11 protein-coding genes and 1 tRNA gene are annotated in these 17391 nt (G+C 28.7%); 6 read left to right on the top strand and 6 right to left on the bottom strand.

Annotation, left to right across the window (positions count from 1 at the left end; all coding sequences use genetic code 11):
- Positions 1 to 87: 87 nt before the first annotated feature.
- Positions 88 to 1629, top strand: a complete 1542-nt coding sequence (locus IPP08_08035; protein ID QQS65724.1) for a YifB family Mg chelatase-like AAA ATPase — start codon at positions 88 to 90, stop codon at positions 1627 to 1629.
- Positions 1630 to 1736: 107 nt separating this feature from the next.
- Here the strand turns inward: IPP08_08035 and IPP08_08030 are convergent, their stop codons facing one another.
- The 3 genes from IPP08_08030 to IPP08_08020 all read right to left on the bottom strand — a co-directional run bounded on the left by IPP08_08030 (position 1737) and on the right by IPP08_08020 (position 6433).
- On the bottom strand, positions 1737 to 4370 hold the full coding sequence (locus tag IPP08_08030) for a hypothetical protein (protein QQS65723.1): 2634 nt from the start codon (positions 4368 to 4370) through the stop codon (positions 1737 to 1739).
- Positions 4371 to 4472: 102 nt separating this feature from the next.
- Positions 4473 to 5696, bottom strand: a complete 1224-nt coding sequence (locus IPP08_08025) for an oligosaccharide flippase family protein (protein QQS65722.1) — start codon at positions 5694 to 5696, stop codon at positions 4473 to 4475.
- Positions 5697 to 5821: 125 nt separating this feature from the next.
- Positions 5822 to 6433, bottom strand: a complete 612-nt coding sequence (locus IPP08_08020) for a hypothetical protein (GenBank protein ID QQS65721.1) — start codon at positions 6431 to 6433, stop codon at positions 5822 to 5824.
- 123 nt (positions 6434 to 6556) lie between these two features.
- On the opposite strand from IPP08_08020, the gene rfaE1 reads away from it, so the two are divergent.
- Together rfaE1 and IPP08_08010 are read left to right on the top strand one after the other, a co-directional pair.
- On the top strand, positions 6557 to 7543 hold the full coding sequence (gene rfaE1, locus IPP08_08015) for a D-glycero-beta-D-manno-heptose-7-phosphate kinase (GenBank protein QQS65720.1): 987 nt from the start codon (positions 6557 to 6559) through the stop codon (positions 7541 to 7543).
- Between the two features lie 42 nt (positions 7544 to 7585).
- Positions 7586 to 7659: transfer RNA gene (locus IPP08_08010), tRNA-Val, on the top strand.
- 83 nt (positions 7660 to 7742) lie between these two features.
- On the opposite strand, the gene IPP08_08005 is transcribed toward IPP08_08010, so the two are convergent.
- A complete protein-coding gene (locus tag IPP08_08005) occupies positions 7743 to 8897 on the bottom strand; it encodes an acyl-CoA dehydrogenase (GenBank protein ID QQS65719.1) in 1155 nt (384 codons plus the stop codon).
- A gap of 110 nt (positions 8898 to 9007) precedes the next feature.
- Here IPP08_08005 and IPP08_08000 point away from each other — a divergent pair, with 110 nt between their 5' ends.
- On the top strand, positions 9008 to 10903 hold the full coding sequence (locus IPP08_08000) for an APC family permease (protein QQS65718.1): 1896 nt from the start codon (positions 9008 to 9010) through the stop codon (positions 10901 to 10903).
- Between the two features lie 129 nt (positions 10904 to 11032).
- Here the strand turns inward: IPP08_08000 and IPP08_07995 are convergent, their stop codons facing one another.
- Together IPP08_07995 and IPP08_07990 are read right to left on the bottom strand one after the other, a co-directional pair.
- Positions 11033 to 13555, bottom strand: a complete 2523-nt coding sequence (locus IPP08_07995) for an LPS-assembly protein LptD (protein ID QQS65717.1) — start codon at positions 13553 to 13555, stop codon at positions 11033 to 11035.
- Positions 13556 to 13765: 210 nt separating this feature from the next.
- The gene (locus tag IPP08_07990; GenBank protein QQS65716.1) at positions 13766 to 14767 is read right to left on the bottom strand and encodes a glycoside hydrolase; all 1002 of its coding nucleotides are present in this window, start codon (positions 14765 to 14767) and stop codon (positions 13766 to 13768) included.
- A 231-nt stretch (positions 14768 to 14998) separates the two neighbouring features.
- Between IPP08_07990 and dnaN the strand changes: the two genes are divergently transcribed.
- Both dnaN and recF read left to right on the top strand, forming a co-directional pair.
- A complete protein-coding gene (gene dnaN / locus IPP08_07985) occupies positions 14999 to 16111 on the top strand; it encodes a DNA polymerase III subunit beta (protein ID QQS65715.1) in 1113 nt (370 codons plus the stop codon).
- A gap of 111 nt (positions 16112 to 16222) precedes the next feature.
- On the top strand, positions 16223 to 17356 hold the full coding sequence (gene recF, locus IPP08_07980) for a DNA replication and repair protein RecF (protein QQS65714.1): 1134 nt from the start codon (positions 16223 to 16225) through the stop codon (positions 17354 to 17356).
- The last annotated feature ends 35 nt before the right edge of the window (positions 17357 to 17391 follow it).

The raw sequence follows: 17391 nt of genomic DNA, 5'->3' as shown, positions 1-17391 counted from the left end.
GATTTAAATTTTAATTATTACTTGAATATCCTTTTATAAACTCAAAAATTATTATTAAGATCTTATAACCCTATTCTGAATTTTTAAATGTTTTCTCAAATTTTATCAGCAAGTACATTTGGTGTTAATGCCTTTATTGTACAAATAGAAACTCATGTAGAAAACCAACTCTACAGTTTTACTGTTGTTGGTCTTCCAGATAATGCAGTTCGTGAAAGCCGAGAAAGGGTTTCAGCCGCAATTAAAAACAGCGAACTTCAACTCCCAAATAAAAAATATACTGTTAATCTAGCACCTGCGGATATCAGGAAAGAAGGGTCTGCTTTTGACTTACCAATTGCACTTGGTATCCTTTCTGCTACTGGTCAGATTCCAATTTCATCATTAAATGAAACAATAGTTTTAGGTGAATTAGCATTAGATGGTGCTTTAAGATCTGTTAGAGGATCATTAGCAATTGCTTTGGAAGCTAAGTTCCAAAATATTAAAAGAATAATTTTACCAAAAGGGAATGCTGAAGAAGCAGCTTTAGTAGATAATTTAGAAGTTATTGCAGTTGAATCACTAAAGGAAGCAGTTGATATTTTAAACGGTATAAATTCACCAAATTATTTTAAAATTGATAGAGCAAAGCTGTTTAGTAATAAATCTGAATTCAATGTTGATTTTTCGGATGTTAAAGGACAAGAAAATACTAAAAGAGCAATAGAAATAGCTGCAGCTGGTGGTCATAACCTTATAATGGTTGGTCCTCCAGGATCAGGCAAAACAATGATTGCAAAAAGGCTTCCAACTATTCTACCTCAAATGACATTTGATGAAGCATTAGAAACTACAAAGATATATTCAGTGGCTGGAGTACTTCCAAAAAATGTTCCTATTTTAACAAAACGTCCATTTAGAAGTCCACATCATACAATATCCGATGCAGCCTTAGTTGGTGGCGGTATGGGTATTGCCAGACCAGGAGAAATATCTTTATCTCATCATGGAGTACTTTTTTTGGATGAACTTCCTGAGTTTGCTAGAAATGTTCTAGAAGTAATGAGGCAGCCCCTTGAAGATAAAGTAATTACAATATCAAGGACGAAATTGAGTTTGACTTTCCCATGCAATTTTATGTTGATTGCAAGTATGAACCCTTGTCCTTGTGGAAATTTTGGGAATCCAAACTCAGATTGCAGTTGTGGAAATCAACAAATTCAAAAGTATATGTCAAAAATATCTGGTCCATTATTAGATAGAATTGATTTACATGTTGAAGTTGCAGCGGTAAAATACAACGATTTAACTTCAAAAAAAACTGGAGAATATTCAAAAGATATTAGGGAAAGAGTAATAAATGCAAGAAAATTACAAGAAGATAGATTTTTAAAAGATGATAATGTTTTTAAAAATGCTGATATGACTTCTAATAATATTAAATTGTTTTGTGAACTTGATTCAGCAGGACAAGAGTTATTAAAGATTGCTATGTCAAAATTAGGATTATCAGCACGAGCATACGATAAAATTTTAAAAGTATCTAGAACGATAGCCGATTTATCTTTTGAAGAAAATATTAAAACAGATCATCTAGCTGAAGCAATTCAATATAGAAGTTTAGATCGGCAGTTTTGGAATGTATAGAATTTTACTAATTAGTTAAAAAATATCCGTACAAAGAATTGAATCTTAAATTCAAAATATGTACGGATACTTTTAATATTTTCTTTAAATCTAAGAATGAGTTAAATCTAAGAATGAGTTAAATCATCTTGTATTGGTTTTAATTTTCTATTTTGCATCAATCCATATCCTATCATACCGAACATAATTATATTAATTGCTAATGAAACCCACTTGCCTAAATTAATTGATTCGCTTATACAATCTAATTGAATTATATGTTTTCCTTTAGGAACTATTATTCCCCTCATCAAGTAATTTGTTCTTATTATCTCAGAAGGATTACCGTCAATGGTAGCTTTCCAGATTGGTTGATAGTACATTTCACTCAAAACTAAAAAATTATTCCCAATTGCATTGGCTTCTAAAGTAATATGATTTGGTTCATACTTTGTAATGTTTACAGTAGATTTAATTGAATTATCTTTTACTTCTGTTGCATTAATTGAATCAATAGTTGAATCAGAATTCTGTTTAATAGTTAAACTATTATTATAACCTGATGATTCAACATTACCATTAAAAGACTTATCAACATATGCAATATCATAAGGGTCAAATTTAGAATTTTTAATATTTTCTAAAATTTCTTTTGGTTCACCTGGTTTAATGCTATTTACGAACCAAGCTCTAGGCATAGAATTAGGATTTTCAAAAACTTTACCTCCAGTAATTTGTGAAGTATAAACTTCTTTATAATTCTCCATACCTGGCATTTTTTCTTTGTTAATAATGTATTTGGTATTAAGCATATTCCAAGCTTGAGGGGCAGTTATAACATTTCCATTACCACATATATCAAGTAGATCTTGGTAACTTCTCATTTTAGCTGCATGATAACCAAGAATATGATCCATTTGTCTGTGAGCCACATAATTCGCTTGAGTAGTTAAATCCATAATTCTAAATAAAGATTTATCTTTTAACAAATAATCATCAATATCTGTTTGTTGGAAAGGTGCCATTGCCTCTTCTCTGGTTTGAGATTCCATTGGTCTGGAGCTTACCCTCCATAAATCGATTGTTATTATTAATAGTAACAATACAAGAAAAGTAAATTGTTTTAGTTTACCATTCGAGTACATAAATAATATTAGAATTGTAACACCCGTAAAAAGAAATGCAAAAAAAGTATCTGTTTTCATTAATGAATTTGCACCTTCATAAATAGAATCAGCATAACCACTAATTTGTTCTGGAGAATATTGCTCAGCTTTAAATTTCTCTTTAATACTACTTACAACAGAAGATTTATAATCACCTATCAAATTTACTGTTGAAGCTAAAATTAAAACTGCACTAAAACCAATGCAGATTTTCATTATAGTAGAAAAATTAATTCCTTGATTCTCTTCTGAGCTCTTGTTTATTTCTAATACTGATTTTATTCCAAAACCAGCTAATATTGGAAGTACAAATTCTAATAATAATAATGATTGACTTGGTGCACGAAATTTATTAAAGCTTGGGAAATAATTATAAAATAGATCATACAAAAAAGACATGTTTTTTCCATAAGATAAAATTAACCCAAACATACCAATCGCAAATAATGATTGCACTAATGGATTTTTTTTGTTAGCCCAAAAGCCAATACAAGCTAACAACAAAACTGCAATTCCAGCATAATGCCCAGCATCTGTAAACGCCATTTGTCCCCAATAGAAGTTATCTTTTTTACCATCTTTAACAACATTACCAAAACCGTAATATGATGGAATTAAATAAGTTATTGTTTCACTGGGAGAAAAGGACCAACCTGTTGCATAATCATATCCATGACCTCCATCTTCAGTTAATTTATCGTTAGGGTTTTCAACAATTGATTTTGCACCACGAGTAGAATATTTTAAATACTCTTGAACAGATAAATTTCTATCTAATCCCATTCCATAAGTTAAGCCCCCAGCAACAGCAAGAAGTATAGCAGCTCGAATAACCCCATTAAGCCTTGATTTATCACCCCCTTTATTCCTAATTGCAGAAATTAACTCAAACAATAGATAAATACCTAAAGCACAAGCACCATAAAATACAGTTTGGAGGTGAGTAGATTCCCACATAATATGAACTGCCAGAATTAGTAATCCAGCATATAGCCATGACCATTTATCTATTAACTTTTCTAAACATAAATAAACATAGGGAAACGCCATTAAAGCCCAAATCTTGGTATTATGTCCAATCATTATATAAACAATTATCCATGTAGAAAAAACTGCAGCAATTGATGTTATTAATGATGTTAGATGATTAGCTTTTTTACTTCTCATCAATAAAAACATTCCAGTACCATAAACAAAATAATGGAAAACAACCCTCATTACATCATGATTTATAACCCCAAAAATTGATTCAAAAGTGGTTAGTAATTTTACACCTAAATCCCACCATCTATCCCCTGTAACTAATAAGGCAGCAAAACCTGGAAGTCCACTAAAAATATGTGGCAACCATAATGGCATTTCTCCTTTTGCTTTTAAACTTTGAAGGTAAGGTTGAAAGCTTTCCCATGAGATATTATCACTTGCTGAAAAAAGTTTGCCACTAAAAATTACACCACCAAAAAAGACTAAGAGTAAAATTAGTATTACACTTATAAAAATTGGAGTTAAAAATTTTGGATTAATATTATCCAAAAATGATGAATTTGAAGTGGTCTTTTTATTAGGTTTTAAATGTGGTTTGTGAGTATTAGACATTTCCAGACTTTTAATATTGTTTAATAACTATTTTATGATAATTTTTAATATTTTTCTTGAATAACAAATTTTAGAGAATTCAATTTTCAATAACTTAACAATTTATTTCTTGAAAATTTTCATCACAAAAGTTGAAGCATCTTTCCATCTTAAAAAAGTGCTTTTAACACTAAAGCCAATTTGATTATAAACAATTCTTGTTGATGCAAAACCAATAAGAGCATAACTTATAACAACAGTAATTGCTGTACCAATTGCTCCAAATTTTGGTACTAAAATAATTCCAAAGAATACTGAAGTTAGAACTGATGTTGCATTTAATTTCAACAAATTTTTAGATGCACCCATTCCTAAAAGTACATAAATATTCATTGTTAATGGCATAAAGAAAGCAGCAATTGAGAGTGTTCTAAAAATATTTGGTGCTAAAGGATAATTGCCCTTATAAATTAATCCTAAAATAAAATCAACTGGACCGAACAATGAAAAAAGGACTAATGGAATTAAACCAATACTAGTAAAACACATCATTTTTTCAATCAAAACTCTAAGCTCTGAAATTCTTTTTTCTTGAAATAATCTTGCAACTGCGGGATATATTGTAAGACTTCCAGCTTCTCTTAGAGCTTCAAATAATCTGAACAATTTTTTAGCAATATCATAATTTCCAACTACAGATGATGAATAAAAAATCTTTAAAAGTATTGCATCACCTTGAGTTTGAAGTGCTGTTGTACCAGAATTTATACATTGGGAAAAACCGAATTTCAATATTTCCTTAAAATAATTTTTATCAATTTTTGTTGTAAAAGACAAATTTTTTCTTGTAAGAATTAAACCTACTATTGATGAAATAAAAGGAGATATAATTGCTATTAAAATCATTTCATCAACTGATTTAATCCATAAAGTTTTCCAACCAATTAGTATCATTAAAGTGCTACTGAAAACCCAAGCAAAATCAATCCAAAATATAAAGTTCATTTTAAGATTAATTTGTGAAACTCGTAAGAAATATGTTCGAGTTAGAAACCCAGAGCATAACAAAGGAAACATTTGAAAAGATTTCAAATACATAGGTTCATTGAACAAATCAGCTAAAAATCCCTTTGAAAGATAAATTAAAACTGCAAAAAATAAAACAAATATCAAATGAATAATAAATGTAATTGTTAGAGTTTGATCTTTCTTACTTTCATTCATACCAAAATTAACAATAGCTTGTAATGCAATGCCATCAGTTAACATAAAAATAGATGTCAGAAATGTGTTTACGATAGTGAATACACCCCAACCTTGAGCACCAATCATTTTTTGCGGTAACATATAAGTTACACCCATAACAATCAATAATCCTTTATCTGCAACCGACCAAGCAGCTTTTCCTATATGTTGGGAAAGTTTCAGAAAGAAATTTTATTTGTAATAATTTTTGAATAGTTCATTAATAATTAATTTACTTTTGTAGTATCTTTTTTAATATCAAAAGCTCTATCAAAAGATTCTTGTGCACTCAAACCTAAAGCAAAATCTCTCCTAATATAATTTACATGATCAGGAGTTCCATTTAATTGAATAAATTTCATTATCATGTTTTCGTCAAAATTTCTTGTTTTAAGAACAGCATAATCATAACCACTTGCTTTTGTCTTTTTTTCTACAATTAGTTTTGATATTTTTAATATTGTAGAATCTGAAAAATTATTTTGTTTTAGCTCAAAAATATCATCGGTATGGAATGGTATAACTTTTAAATCTATTAATTGAGATATAAATTCAGGGTTAGCTTTTAAAGTAAGTAAAGTTTTGAAATCATCTAAAAGGCTATCAGCATTTTTAAGTTTAATTACTTTTAAAGATTCAAAACATAATGGTTCATTTTCAGTTACTTGTTTTAATGATATTAAAACATCTATATCTTTTGAATTAAATTTTTCATCAATAACTCTGTTAATAGATTCTTTTGAAAATCCTGATTGAATAAGTTTATCTTTATCTTCATTTGAGACTCGATTACATGATATAATTGTAATTAACAGTAAAATAAAAAATATAAATTTCATAAAATTGAGAGTAATTAATTTAGTACAAATATAACTCACCTAACCAATAGTACAAACATTGAAAATCATTATGTGATTATTTATCTCGTTTAATTATTTTCACATTTTTAGAATTTACTTTATATGAACAACGGAGTTGAAATATTAAATATTTTAGATAATTTTAAAGGTAAAAGGATTGCAGTTATTGGTGATGTAATGTTAGATTATTTTATTAGAGGCACAGTTAATAGAATCTCACCTGAAGCTCCAGTGCCAATTGTGGATGTAATTGATGAATCTGAACATCCAGGTGGCGCAGCAAATGTTGGTTACAACATAGCAACATTAGGTGGAAAAGCATTTTTATTTGGGGTAATTGGCAATGATAAAAATGGAGAGCATTTGGTTGCTTTACTTAACAAACTAGAAATTAATACATTAGGATTAATAATTGATACCAACAGACCAACCACAGTTAAAACAAGAATAATTGCTGGGAGCCAGCATGTGGTAAGGTTTGATAGAGAAAGTAAAAAGCATTTATCAGAAAATTCTTTAAATCAAATAGTTGAAAAGTTTAATTTAATTTCTGATAATATTGATGCAGTTATTCTTCAAGATTACAATAAAGGTGTTTTACAAAAATCTTTGATTGAGTCAATAATTAAAATTTCTAATAGAAAAAAAATCCCAATATTAGTTGATCCAAAAAAGGATAATTTTTTTGAATATAAATATTGCACAATTTTTAAACCTAACAGGAAAGAAGCTGAAGAAGGATTGGGAGTTAAATTAGATAGTATGGATAAATTGAATGAAGCTTCTAAAAATTTGCTTTCAAAAATTAATAGTAAATTTGTAGTAATTACTTTAAGTGGAGAGGGGATGTTAATATCCGAACAGGATAAAGAAATTATGCATATTCCTACTAACGCAATTCAAGTGGCTGATGTTTCTGGTGCAGGAGATACAGTTATTGCAACATTAGCTGTAAGTATTGCTGCAGGAGCAAGTATGACTCAAGCAGTTACTTTATCTAATTATTCTGCTGGTATTGTTTGTGAACAAATAGGTACTGTTCCAATTAAATTTAAAGAGTTAAAAAATAAATTCAAATTGACTGATTGAAAAATATTCTATTATGAAAGATTTATCAAAATAATAATTACTGGGGTTATGGCACAGTTGGTTAGCGCGCTTCCTTGACATGGAAGAGGTCACAAGTTCGAGTCTTGTTAATCCCACAAAAAAACACCATAAGTAAATAAATTAATTAATGGTGTTTTTTTTTAATACTTATTAAATTACTAACTGAAAATTTTGCTAATTACTCACTCTCTTTTATTAATTGTCTAGCAATAACGATATGTTGAATTTCTGAAGTACCTTCATATATTTCTGTAATTTTAGCATCACGTAAATATCTTTCAACTTTATATTCTCTAACATATCCATACCCTCCATGCACTTGAATAGCTTCTAAAGTTACTTCAACTGCAATTTTAGATGCAAATAGTTTAGCCATAGAAGCTTCCTTAATAAATGGTAAATGTTTGTCTTTCAAACTTGCAGCTTGATGAACTAAAGCTCTTGCAGCAGAAATTTTTGTAGCCATATCTGCTAATTTAAATTGAATTGCTTGAAACTCATGTAAAGGTTTGCCTTGAGCTTTACGTTCTTTAGAATAATTAACAGCAGCTTCAAAAGCTCCTTGAGCAATTCCTAAAGCCTGAGCAGCAATACCAATTCTACCACCATTTAATGTCTCCATTGCTAAGTTAAAACCTCTACCCTCATCACCTAACATATATTCAGCAGGAATTATTACATCTTGAAATTGAAGAGAGCAAGTATCGCTAGATCTAATTCCAAGTTTATCTTCTTTAATACCGTTAGTGAATCCAGGCATATCTTTTTCAAGTATAAAACAACTTATTCCCTTATGAGCTTTCTCTTTATCAGTTTGTGCATAAACTAAATAATATTTTGCAGTTGTTCCATTTGTTATCCAATTTTTTATTCCATTCAATGTCCAAGTTCCATCAGAGTTTTTTGTTGCCATTGTATTTTGATTTCTGGCATCACTACCAGCCTCAGGCTCAGATAAAGCATACGCACCAATGCATTCACCACTTGCTAATGGTTTTAAAAATTTTTCTTTTTGGAATTCAGTTCCGTAAGTCTCAAGTGCCCAACATACTAATGAATTATTCACAGACATAACTACACCAACTGAAGCATCAATTTTAGAAATTTCCTCCATTGCAATTACATAACTTAAAGTATCTAATCCAGAACCACCCCATTCAGGAGAAACCATCATTCCTAAAAATCCAAGTTCACCAAGTTTTCTAATTGCATCATGAGCAAATTCACCTTTTATATCCCTTTCAATTGATGTTGGCTCTACTTCATTTTTTGCAAAATCTCGTGCTGTATCACGAATCATTATTTGTGTTTCATTTAAATCGAAGTTTAACATATTGTTGTATTAATTTGAAATGTTTTATGTTTGAAGATAAAATGTTTTCAAAATTAAGAAAGGACTTCTAAAATTTACTATTTATTTTATTTCATTAATATTATTTCTAAATGGAGTTAAAATTACCAATACTAGTTGTACTAAATTTAGGGCTTGTTATTTTATTTATTTATTTATGGAGAAAAAAGAATTTACTTTCTTCATTTGAAAATGGGAAATGGTATTTGTCTTGGTTAGCAGTTGCCACAATTACTTTAATGGATGAATTGACATCCATTTTCTATGCTCCTGCAGAAGCACATGAGTTGCTTAACCATCATTCAATGGCTGAGTACACGATATTCTTTATTGCTTTTACTTCATTAGTTGTAAGGCTGTTAACTACAAGGATGACAGAGATAGCTAGGATTTTAGAAGTAAAAGGTATAAAAGGTGGAGGGGTTTATTCCTTCAGTTATATTGTTATGGGACCTATAATGTCTTTCATTGCAGTATCATCTATATTTGTAGATTATATACTTACAGCTAGTATTTCTACTGTTTCTGCAGTGAATAATGCTTTTTCAATAATACCAGGAATTGATAGTAAAATTGCATCTTTTGGATTTGAATTTTTTATAGTTTGGTCGGTATGTGCATTAAATATTTCCGGAATTAAAGAGAGTGCTAAATTTACATTTGCAATATTTGTGGCTGCTTCAATTTTACTACTAACCCTTTTAGCAAGTGGTATTATAGATATGCCAATTGAAGGTTGGAAAACAATGGGTCATGGATTTATTGAAGCTCCAAAGCAGATTATTGAGAATGGATTTAGTGGAATTCTTAAAAGTATGATGTTTGTAATTGTTGGTGTTTCTAGTTGTATTCTAGCTTATTCTGGTGTAGAATCTGTTATTCAAACTGCTGGATTATTAAAGTCTTGGAAAGAGATTAAAAAAGCTTACTTATTTTTAGGTTTAACAGTTGGATTAGTTACTCCATTAATTTCTGCTTTAGTATTATCTAATCCTGGTATTGATGTTAGTAAAAATTCAACAGATTTAATAACACATTTTGCTGGTTACTTAAATGGACCATGGTTTGGAGTTGCAGTTGGTGCATTAGCAAGTTTTACATTAACAATGGCTTTGAATACTGCTTACGTAGCTTCCGCTGAGCTAATTGAAAGAGTTGCACATAGATATGGTTTCCATTGGATAGTTGATTTAAATAAACGAGGCTCATTGTATCGAGTACATATACTAAATGCAACTTTATATACGATTGTAATTGTTATAACAGGTGGTTCTCAGAAGATGTTAGCAGAAATGTATGCTGTTGGTTTGGTAGCAAGTTTTGTAATTAATATGGGATGTTTACTTTATTATAGATTTAAAGAGGGAACTAATTTAACTGATGGAGATGGAAAAGTGGTTGAAGCTGAGAAGTATAATACTTCAAGGTTTGGAACTTTAATGTTATTCTTATTGTTGTTAGGTTGTTTGATTTATCTGTCAACAACAAAGCCAGTTGGGTTTGGAATGTGGGCTATTTTCACAGGATTTTGTTTAATAATTGGTTTAAAATATGCTCGTAAAAGAGAACCAGAAATTGAACAAAGAAAATTAACTGCTTCACCAATGGACGCAATTTTACATTTAGCAGAATATGAAGGAGATGATGTTCATGTTCACTTTTCAAGACCACAAGAAGAACTTGAAATTAATCATAGTCATGCTTATATAACATTCTATAATCCAAGGCAGAATGCACCTGTTGCTATTGGTCCTGGTCATTTTGTTATTTCACTAGAACAAACTCCTTTACCTGAAGCGATTAAAGAAATTATTGAATTACTAAAATATGAAATGACTGGTTATAATATAACTTTCCACTTTGGTTGGCCTCAAAGTAGTTGGTTTGATAGAATGTCAATTGGAGTTATGGTTTACAGATTAATGAAGTTACCAAAAGAATATCCTAATTTTAATTTCGTAATGGAATACAAAAAGAAAAAGATATAATTGATATTCTAAAATTTAAATATCAGTTAATTAAGATAAAGTTCTAATATTAAAAAGCATTATTGAACATTAAATGTCAATAATGCTTTTTATTTAATGCAATGAAATTTCAAATCTTAATATTCAACTTTAATACCCTCGATACTCATATTTTATATCCTTTAAAGAAGGTGCTTTTAGTCCAATTTTAAAATAAATACCCGATAAAAATCCAGTAGGTATATAATTCAATTGCATTTCCCAACAGTGCAAATCTTTAGTAATGTTAATGTTTGGAATTAAAAACTCACCTTGCCTGAAATCGTAACTACCGTTTGCAGATAAACGTAATGTTGGTGTTAATGTTAAAGAAAAATCTGTAAAGATTGAAAATATATTTTCTGTTGAATTTAGATATCTGCTAAGGCTATAACTACCTGTAAATCCTATTCTCCAAGGTATTGAAAAATCATGATTACCATTTACAATTTCACCTGTAAATTCATCAATATCAAAGTGGGTATCTTTATAACTTGTTCTGCTTCTAGTTGGTTTTAAAGAATCTGAAATTTTCTTTTGACTTAAATCATTTAATCCATTACTACCAAAACTTGTACTAAAAGTTAAGCTAGATCTTTCAGTTATAAATGGAAATTTACCTGAATCAAACAAAAGACTAGGAATCTTTTTTCCTAAAGAATCTTTTTCATAAAATGACAAGCTTGTATTACCACTTAAACTTCCTATAATTCCTAAGTCAGTTGAGGCATCAATAAAAATATCTCCCCATTTTAACCCATCGTAACTTAATGGATTATAACTTCCATTAATATTCAAACTCATTAGTTGTCTTCTATAATCATCTAATGTATCTCCTTGAGAAATTTTAGCATCTAAGATATTATTTAAACTATATGTAATCAACGCCGATTGTCCTTTTGAAATACTGTTACCTAAATAATTATCAGTTTCAAATTTTGAATATAAATCAAATCTATTTGAAATTGGATTATACAGGGAATCAAAATATTGTGGAAAATCTGGCTGATAAGAAATAGTAATTCTTGGAATGTAAGTATGCCTAATAGCATTTATTCCAAAAATTCTAGGTTGAATAATTCCATATCTTTTAGTTGATATTGTTATGCTACCACTATAACTTTGAGTGTAATGAAATGCTGAATCATATTGAGATGTTCGAATAGTAGAATCTGATATAAAAAATTCTTTTTTAGTTTTTCTAAAAAATATACTACTTGAATATCTGAAACTTGGCTCTATTGTAAAATAACCAATTTTTGGAGTGAAAGAAATTGAAGGGTTAATGGTTACAGCTTTTCTGGAATCATCTATATTAAAAGATTTTTTTATTGAATCAAATCCTGATCTAATATATTCATTTATATATCCAGTACTTATTGACATTGATAGGTTGCTTAAAAAGCCATTATCATTTGATGAATTTTCAAAAGGTCTCCATGTTGGTAATGAAATACTTAAATAGGGAAGCCTTTTTGTAATTTCATTTGTTTTATAATTAATAAAAGAGCTCTGATTTAAATTTAAAAAAATTTGGTTGTATAAATTTAGATTTAATTTAGGGAATGATTCATCAATTGTAGAATTAAAATCATTTAATCGATTACTATATGAAGCTGAAAGTGCCCAGTTTTTTCCTGATGTTGAAAAAGAAAAATCAGATAATATTTCTTGCTGAGTTATGGAGTTTACATCTTCTAATCTATTTGTTCCTGATGCAGTGTTTCTTGAAGCTCCAGAAGTTGAATATTGAAGGTTCCCTCCAATCCTAGTATATCTTCCAAACCTTTGTTCATGCTGATAATTACCAATGAAGTTATTTACAAATGATTCATCTAAACTATATCTAGATCTGCCCGTTGTTAATGTCAAATCGGATCTATCTAACTTCCAGTTTTTGTTCCTGAACCGTAAATAATTTGTGATATTATATCCTCCAATACTATAAATATTTGCTGTAACTAAATCATCGAAATAATCATTTCCCGCCCAAAAAAATCCCAATTTTTCTAGCCCAACACCTTTACTTGAACCTCCTAATAGTGGGGTAGGTATGAGAATCCCAGATTGTTTACCACCGGTTTTAGGGAAGTAAACACCAAAAGGTAATGCGAAAATTGGGACATCAGCAACAAATAAAACTAAATTGTTAGCAAATACTTTATCATTAGCAATTACTTTCATTTTAGGTGCATAAAAGTAATAATGAGGATGTTTTGCATCGCAAGTTGTATATGTTGCATTCTTTACAAAATAAGTGTCATCAGACACTTTTTTAATTTTATCTCCATAATAAAACCCATCACCAAATTTAGTTTCAGCAGATGCTAAAGTTCCTTTTTTAGTTTTAAAATTATAGCTAAGTTTTATAGATGAAAATTCATTTGATTCATCTTTAAAAACAGGAACACCAATATATTCATTAGTTGAGGAATCTAATTTTGCTTCAGCGAATAACTCTGAGTTCCCAAAGTCAATAGTTATGAATTCTGCAGTTAGAACTTGCTTCCCACGTGTAAACACAGCAGATCCATACAGATACATTTTCTTTTCTGCAATATCAAATATAGTACTATCTTTTGCAGAATGAGTTATTGATGTATCTTGTTGTGAATTAGAATTATTCAGCTTCATTGTATTTACAACTTTCAATGTAGTATCTATAATTTGACAATCTGAAACAGTTAGATTTAAAATTAGAATGATGCTAAATGAAAAAGTAAATAATATTATTTTCGGAACTTGTATGATCAAATTATTTAAGTTATTCTGCAAAGATAGTTGGGTAATCTTTATATATTTATATTGTTTAGAAATGAAAAATAAATTGTAAAAAAAACTAATTTAATTTTTGTAGAATGATTTAATTGTATTTATTACAGATTTATTTTGAGGGGTAAAATCAGTTTTAATATCTAAATCACTTTGTTCTAAATTATCATACCATTTCCAAATAAAACCTCCAGCAAAGTATTTTTTTTTCCAAAAAGTTTTATAAATTGCTAAATAAGCATTTTCTTGAGCGAAATTATTTGCATTCGGACTTTGTTCAATTTGCCAAGGTTTATCACAATTATTATCCATACTTCTATAACCATATTCGGTAAATATAATTTTCTTGTTGAATTTTGTTGAAAGTGAATCTATTTTGGTTTCATATTGAACCCAGTTATTCATAAGTTCATTTACTTCAGGAGTTTTAGATTTCGATAATGGATAATAAGCATCAATACCAATAAAATCTAGTTTATTCCAAAATGGTACTTTTAAAGATTCATCCCAATTTGCTGCATAAATTAATTTACCAGAATAAATTTTTCTAACAGAATCAATTAAACTATTCCAAAATTCAACTCTATTATTTACAAAACATTTTAATTCAGTTCCAATACATAAAATATCTACTTTTTTATCATTACATATTTTAGCGTATATAAGAATATAATCTAAATAATTTTTTTCAAATAATGACCAATCATTATCATCCATCAATTTAAATTCGCCTGTAAATGAGCCATTCCCAATCCATATTTGAGGTTTTATCATTATTTTCATATTCATTTTCTGAGCAATATCAATACAATTAATAATACCTTCTGGTTTTTCACCATACCATTGCCAAAATGAGTTATTTTTGAGGTTAGGAGAATTATCTTTAGTATAAGCAAAAGGCATAAAACAAACTGAGTTTGAATTTATATTAACTGCATCAATTAATGAATTTTGGTTCAAACTGACAACAGGAGCAACATAACTTATTCCATTAAAAAAATTTGAATCTTGAATTCTAACAATTGGGTAATTACTAACTTCGGAATCTTTCTGAAAACTACAAGAAACCAACATAAATATTGTTGTTATATAAAATAGTTTAATCAAAATTTTATTAAAAATATAGTTTTTGAGAAATTAATTTAGTGTTCAAAAATTGATTGAATTAAGAAATTAACTCATTAATAATGAATTAATTTTAAATTAACTAAAATCAAACAATTAAAAAAAGAATAATTACTTCAATTTACGTATCTTTGCAAACTTCTTTAAATTTTTGATAAAATAATAAATTCAATATAAATAATGAAATTTTCTATATCAATAAAAGACCTACAGAGTGCATTAGGGCGTATTTCTAATGCAATTCCACAACGATCTCCAATTACAATTTTAGAGAACATAAAAATGGAATTATTTGGTAATTCTTTAAGTTTAACTGCAACTGATTTGGAGATTACAACAATAACTAAAATCGATGTTTCAGGAATTGAAGATGGGTCTGCACTTTTTCCTGGAAAAAAGTTTATAGATACAGTTAGAGCATTAGATTTGGGAGAAGTTGAAATTTCTGTTGATAACTCTAATTATAGAATTAATATCAAAACTGAAAATGGAAGTTATAAATTGTCTGGATTAAATTCAGATGAATTTCCAAGACAAACAGAATTTGTTTCTAATGTTAATGTAGAGTTTCCTATGCAAAAGTTAAGTAGTATTATTGATAAAACAACCTTTGCTTGTTCAACTGATGATTTCCGACCAGCAATGACTGGTGTCCTTTTCCAGTTTAAGGGGGATTCCATTTGTGCAGTAGCAACAGATGGTTTCAGATTAGTTAGAATTATAGATAAAGAAGTTCAAACAGGTTCAAATGCACCTGATATTATAATTCCTCCAAAAGCATTGAATATTGTAAACAAATCTTTTATTTCTGATAATGTAGTTATCGATGCAAATTCTACTCATGTTAAATTTTCAGATGGAATAACAACTGTTATTGCAAGGTTAATTGACGAAACATATCCTGATTATTCAAGTGTTATTCCTCCAGATGGAGACAAGAAATTGCTGATAAACCGAGACTCTATACTTTCAACAATTCGTAGAGTTAGTATTTATTCTCATCAACAAACTAAGCAAGTTAGATTTAAAGCTGATAGCAATATCCTTTACATAAAAGCAGAAGACTCTGATACTGGTGGTGAAGCAAATGAATCATTAACATGTGATTATTCAAATGAGTTAATTGAAATTGGTTTTAATTCACAATATGTAAAAGATGCATTAGACAGAGTTAATGTAAATAATGTTGAATTTACTTTTACTACTCCTTTGCGTCCTGCTTTAATAGCTCCAACTGAACAAAATGGTCAAGATATACTAATGTTATTAATGCCTATAAGATTAAATAACTAAAGAAATAATTGTTAATATTTTTTATTTAATTTATATAATTAGTAATTATTGTTGTTAAAATTCCATTTTAAATTTAATTTTCATTTATCTATCTGATTCAAAATTTATTAAATGAGAGTTACTCGTTTAGCATTTTCAAACATTCGAAATCATTATACTTCACAAGTTTTTCCTGTAGATAATGTAAATATTTTTACTGGATTAAATGGAGAAGGTAAGACTTCAATTTTGGAAGCCATTACATTGTGTACACTCACCAGATCGTTTGCAGATCCATATGAACAGAATATTATTAGAAGTGGTGAAAAAAAAATTGAAGCTATATTAGAGTTTCAAACTGACTTAGGAGTTAAAAGAAAAATTGAAGTTTTATATGATACAGCCCAGGGGAAAACAATTTGGTTGGATGGTGAAAAAGTTAGCTCAGCTGCATCAATTATAGGTGTTGCTCCAACAATTGTTTTATCTCCAGATTTAAAGATAATCACTAATGGAGCACCATCTGAAAGAAGAAGATTTATAGATATTGTTATATCACAAGCTAAAAGAAGTTACTTAGATACACTAATTGATTATAGAAGAGTATTAAAACATAGGAATGCTCTTTTAATTGATTCAGTTAAAAATAACAAAACTATACCAGATATTTTGTTAGAACCATTCGACGAGATGCTAATAAATTTATCTGCAAAGTTAATGTTTGAAAGAGCATTATTTATAGCTGAATTCGAGATTGTTTTTACCAAAACAGTTTTAGAATTATCAAATAATAATGATATTGTAGAATTAAAATATTCCCCTAATTCAGTTCACAAACCTTTACCATTAATCGATGATTATCGTGATGCATTATGGTTAAAAAGTAAACAGATTAAAAAAGAAGAATTAAGAAGGGGAGCAACATTGTTTGGAGCTCATAGAGATGAATTGAAGATCAAGATTAATGGCTTAGAAGCTCGTCTTTCAGCTAGTCAAGGTCAACATAAAACTTTAATTACTGCTATGAAAATTGCTGAATTTAGATTCTTATCGAGCAAACTTGGGGAAACACCTATTATATTGTTAGATGATATTTTTAGTGAATTAGATGAGGAACGCTCTGAAAAGGTTTTTCATGCAACTCATTCATTAGCACAAATATTTATTACAACTGTTTCAATTAAAAATATTCCATTTTATAGTAACATAGAATCAGGGATAATAAATGTAAAAAATGGAGAGGTTAGTTTGAATGAGTTTGTTTGAAGATTATAAAATATTTAAATAAATAGAACAATTTA

The sequence above is a fragment of the Chlorobiota bacterium genome, assembly GCA_016700335.1.
Classification (GTDB): Bacteria; Bacteroidota; Ignavibacteria; order OLB7; family OLB7.
This window is presented reverse-complemented; position numbering and strand designations above follow the sequence as displayed.

Excerpts from the sequence above, each read along its gene's own strand:
- IPP08_08035 (QQS65724.1), top strand. The coding sequence starts at position 88 with ATGTTTTCTCAAATTTTATCAGCAAGTACATTTGGTGTTAATGCCTTT.
- IPP08_08030 (QQS65723.1), bottom strand. The coding sequence starts at position 4,370 with ATGTCTAATACTCACAAACCACATTTAAAACCTAATAAAAAGACCACT.
- IPP08_08025 (QQS65722.1), bottom strand. The coding sequence starts at position 5,696 with ATGTTACCGCAAAAAATGATTGGTGCTCAAGGTTGGGGTGTATTCACT.
- IPP08_08020 (QQS65721.1), bottom strand. The coding sequence starts at position 6,433 with ATGAAATTTATATTTTTTATTTTACTGTTAATTACAATTATATCATGT.
- rfaE1 (QQS65720.1), top strand. The coding sequence starts at position 6,557 with ATGAACAACGGAGTTGAAATATTAAATATTTTAGATAATTTTAAAGGT.
- IPP08_08005 (QQS65719.1), bottom strand. The coding sequence starts at position 8,897 with ATGTTAAACTTCGATTTAAATGAAACACAAATAATGATTCGTGATACA.
- IPP08_08000 (QQS65718.1), top strand. The coding sequence starts at position 9,008 with ATGGAGTTAAAATTACCAATACTAGTTGTACTAAATTTAGGGCTTGTT.
- IPP08_07995 (QQS65717.1), bottom strand. The coding sequence starts at position 13,555 with ATGAAGCTGAATAATTCTAATTCACAACAAGATACATCAATAACTCAT.
- IPP08_07990 (QQS65716.1), bottom strand. The coding sequence starts at position 14,767 with ATGTTGGTTTCTTGTAGTTTTCAGAAAGATTCCGAAGTTAGTAATTAC.
- dnaN (QQS65715.1), top strand. The coding sequence starts at position 14,999 with ATGAAATTTTCTATATCAATAAAAGACCTACAGAGTGCATTAGGGCGT.
- recF (QQS65714.1), top strand. The coding sequence starts at position 16,223 with ATGAGAGTTACTCGTTTAGCATTTTCAAACATTCGAAATCATTATACT.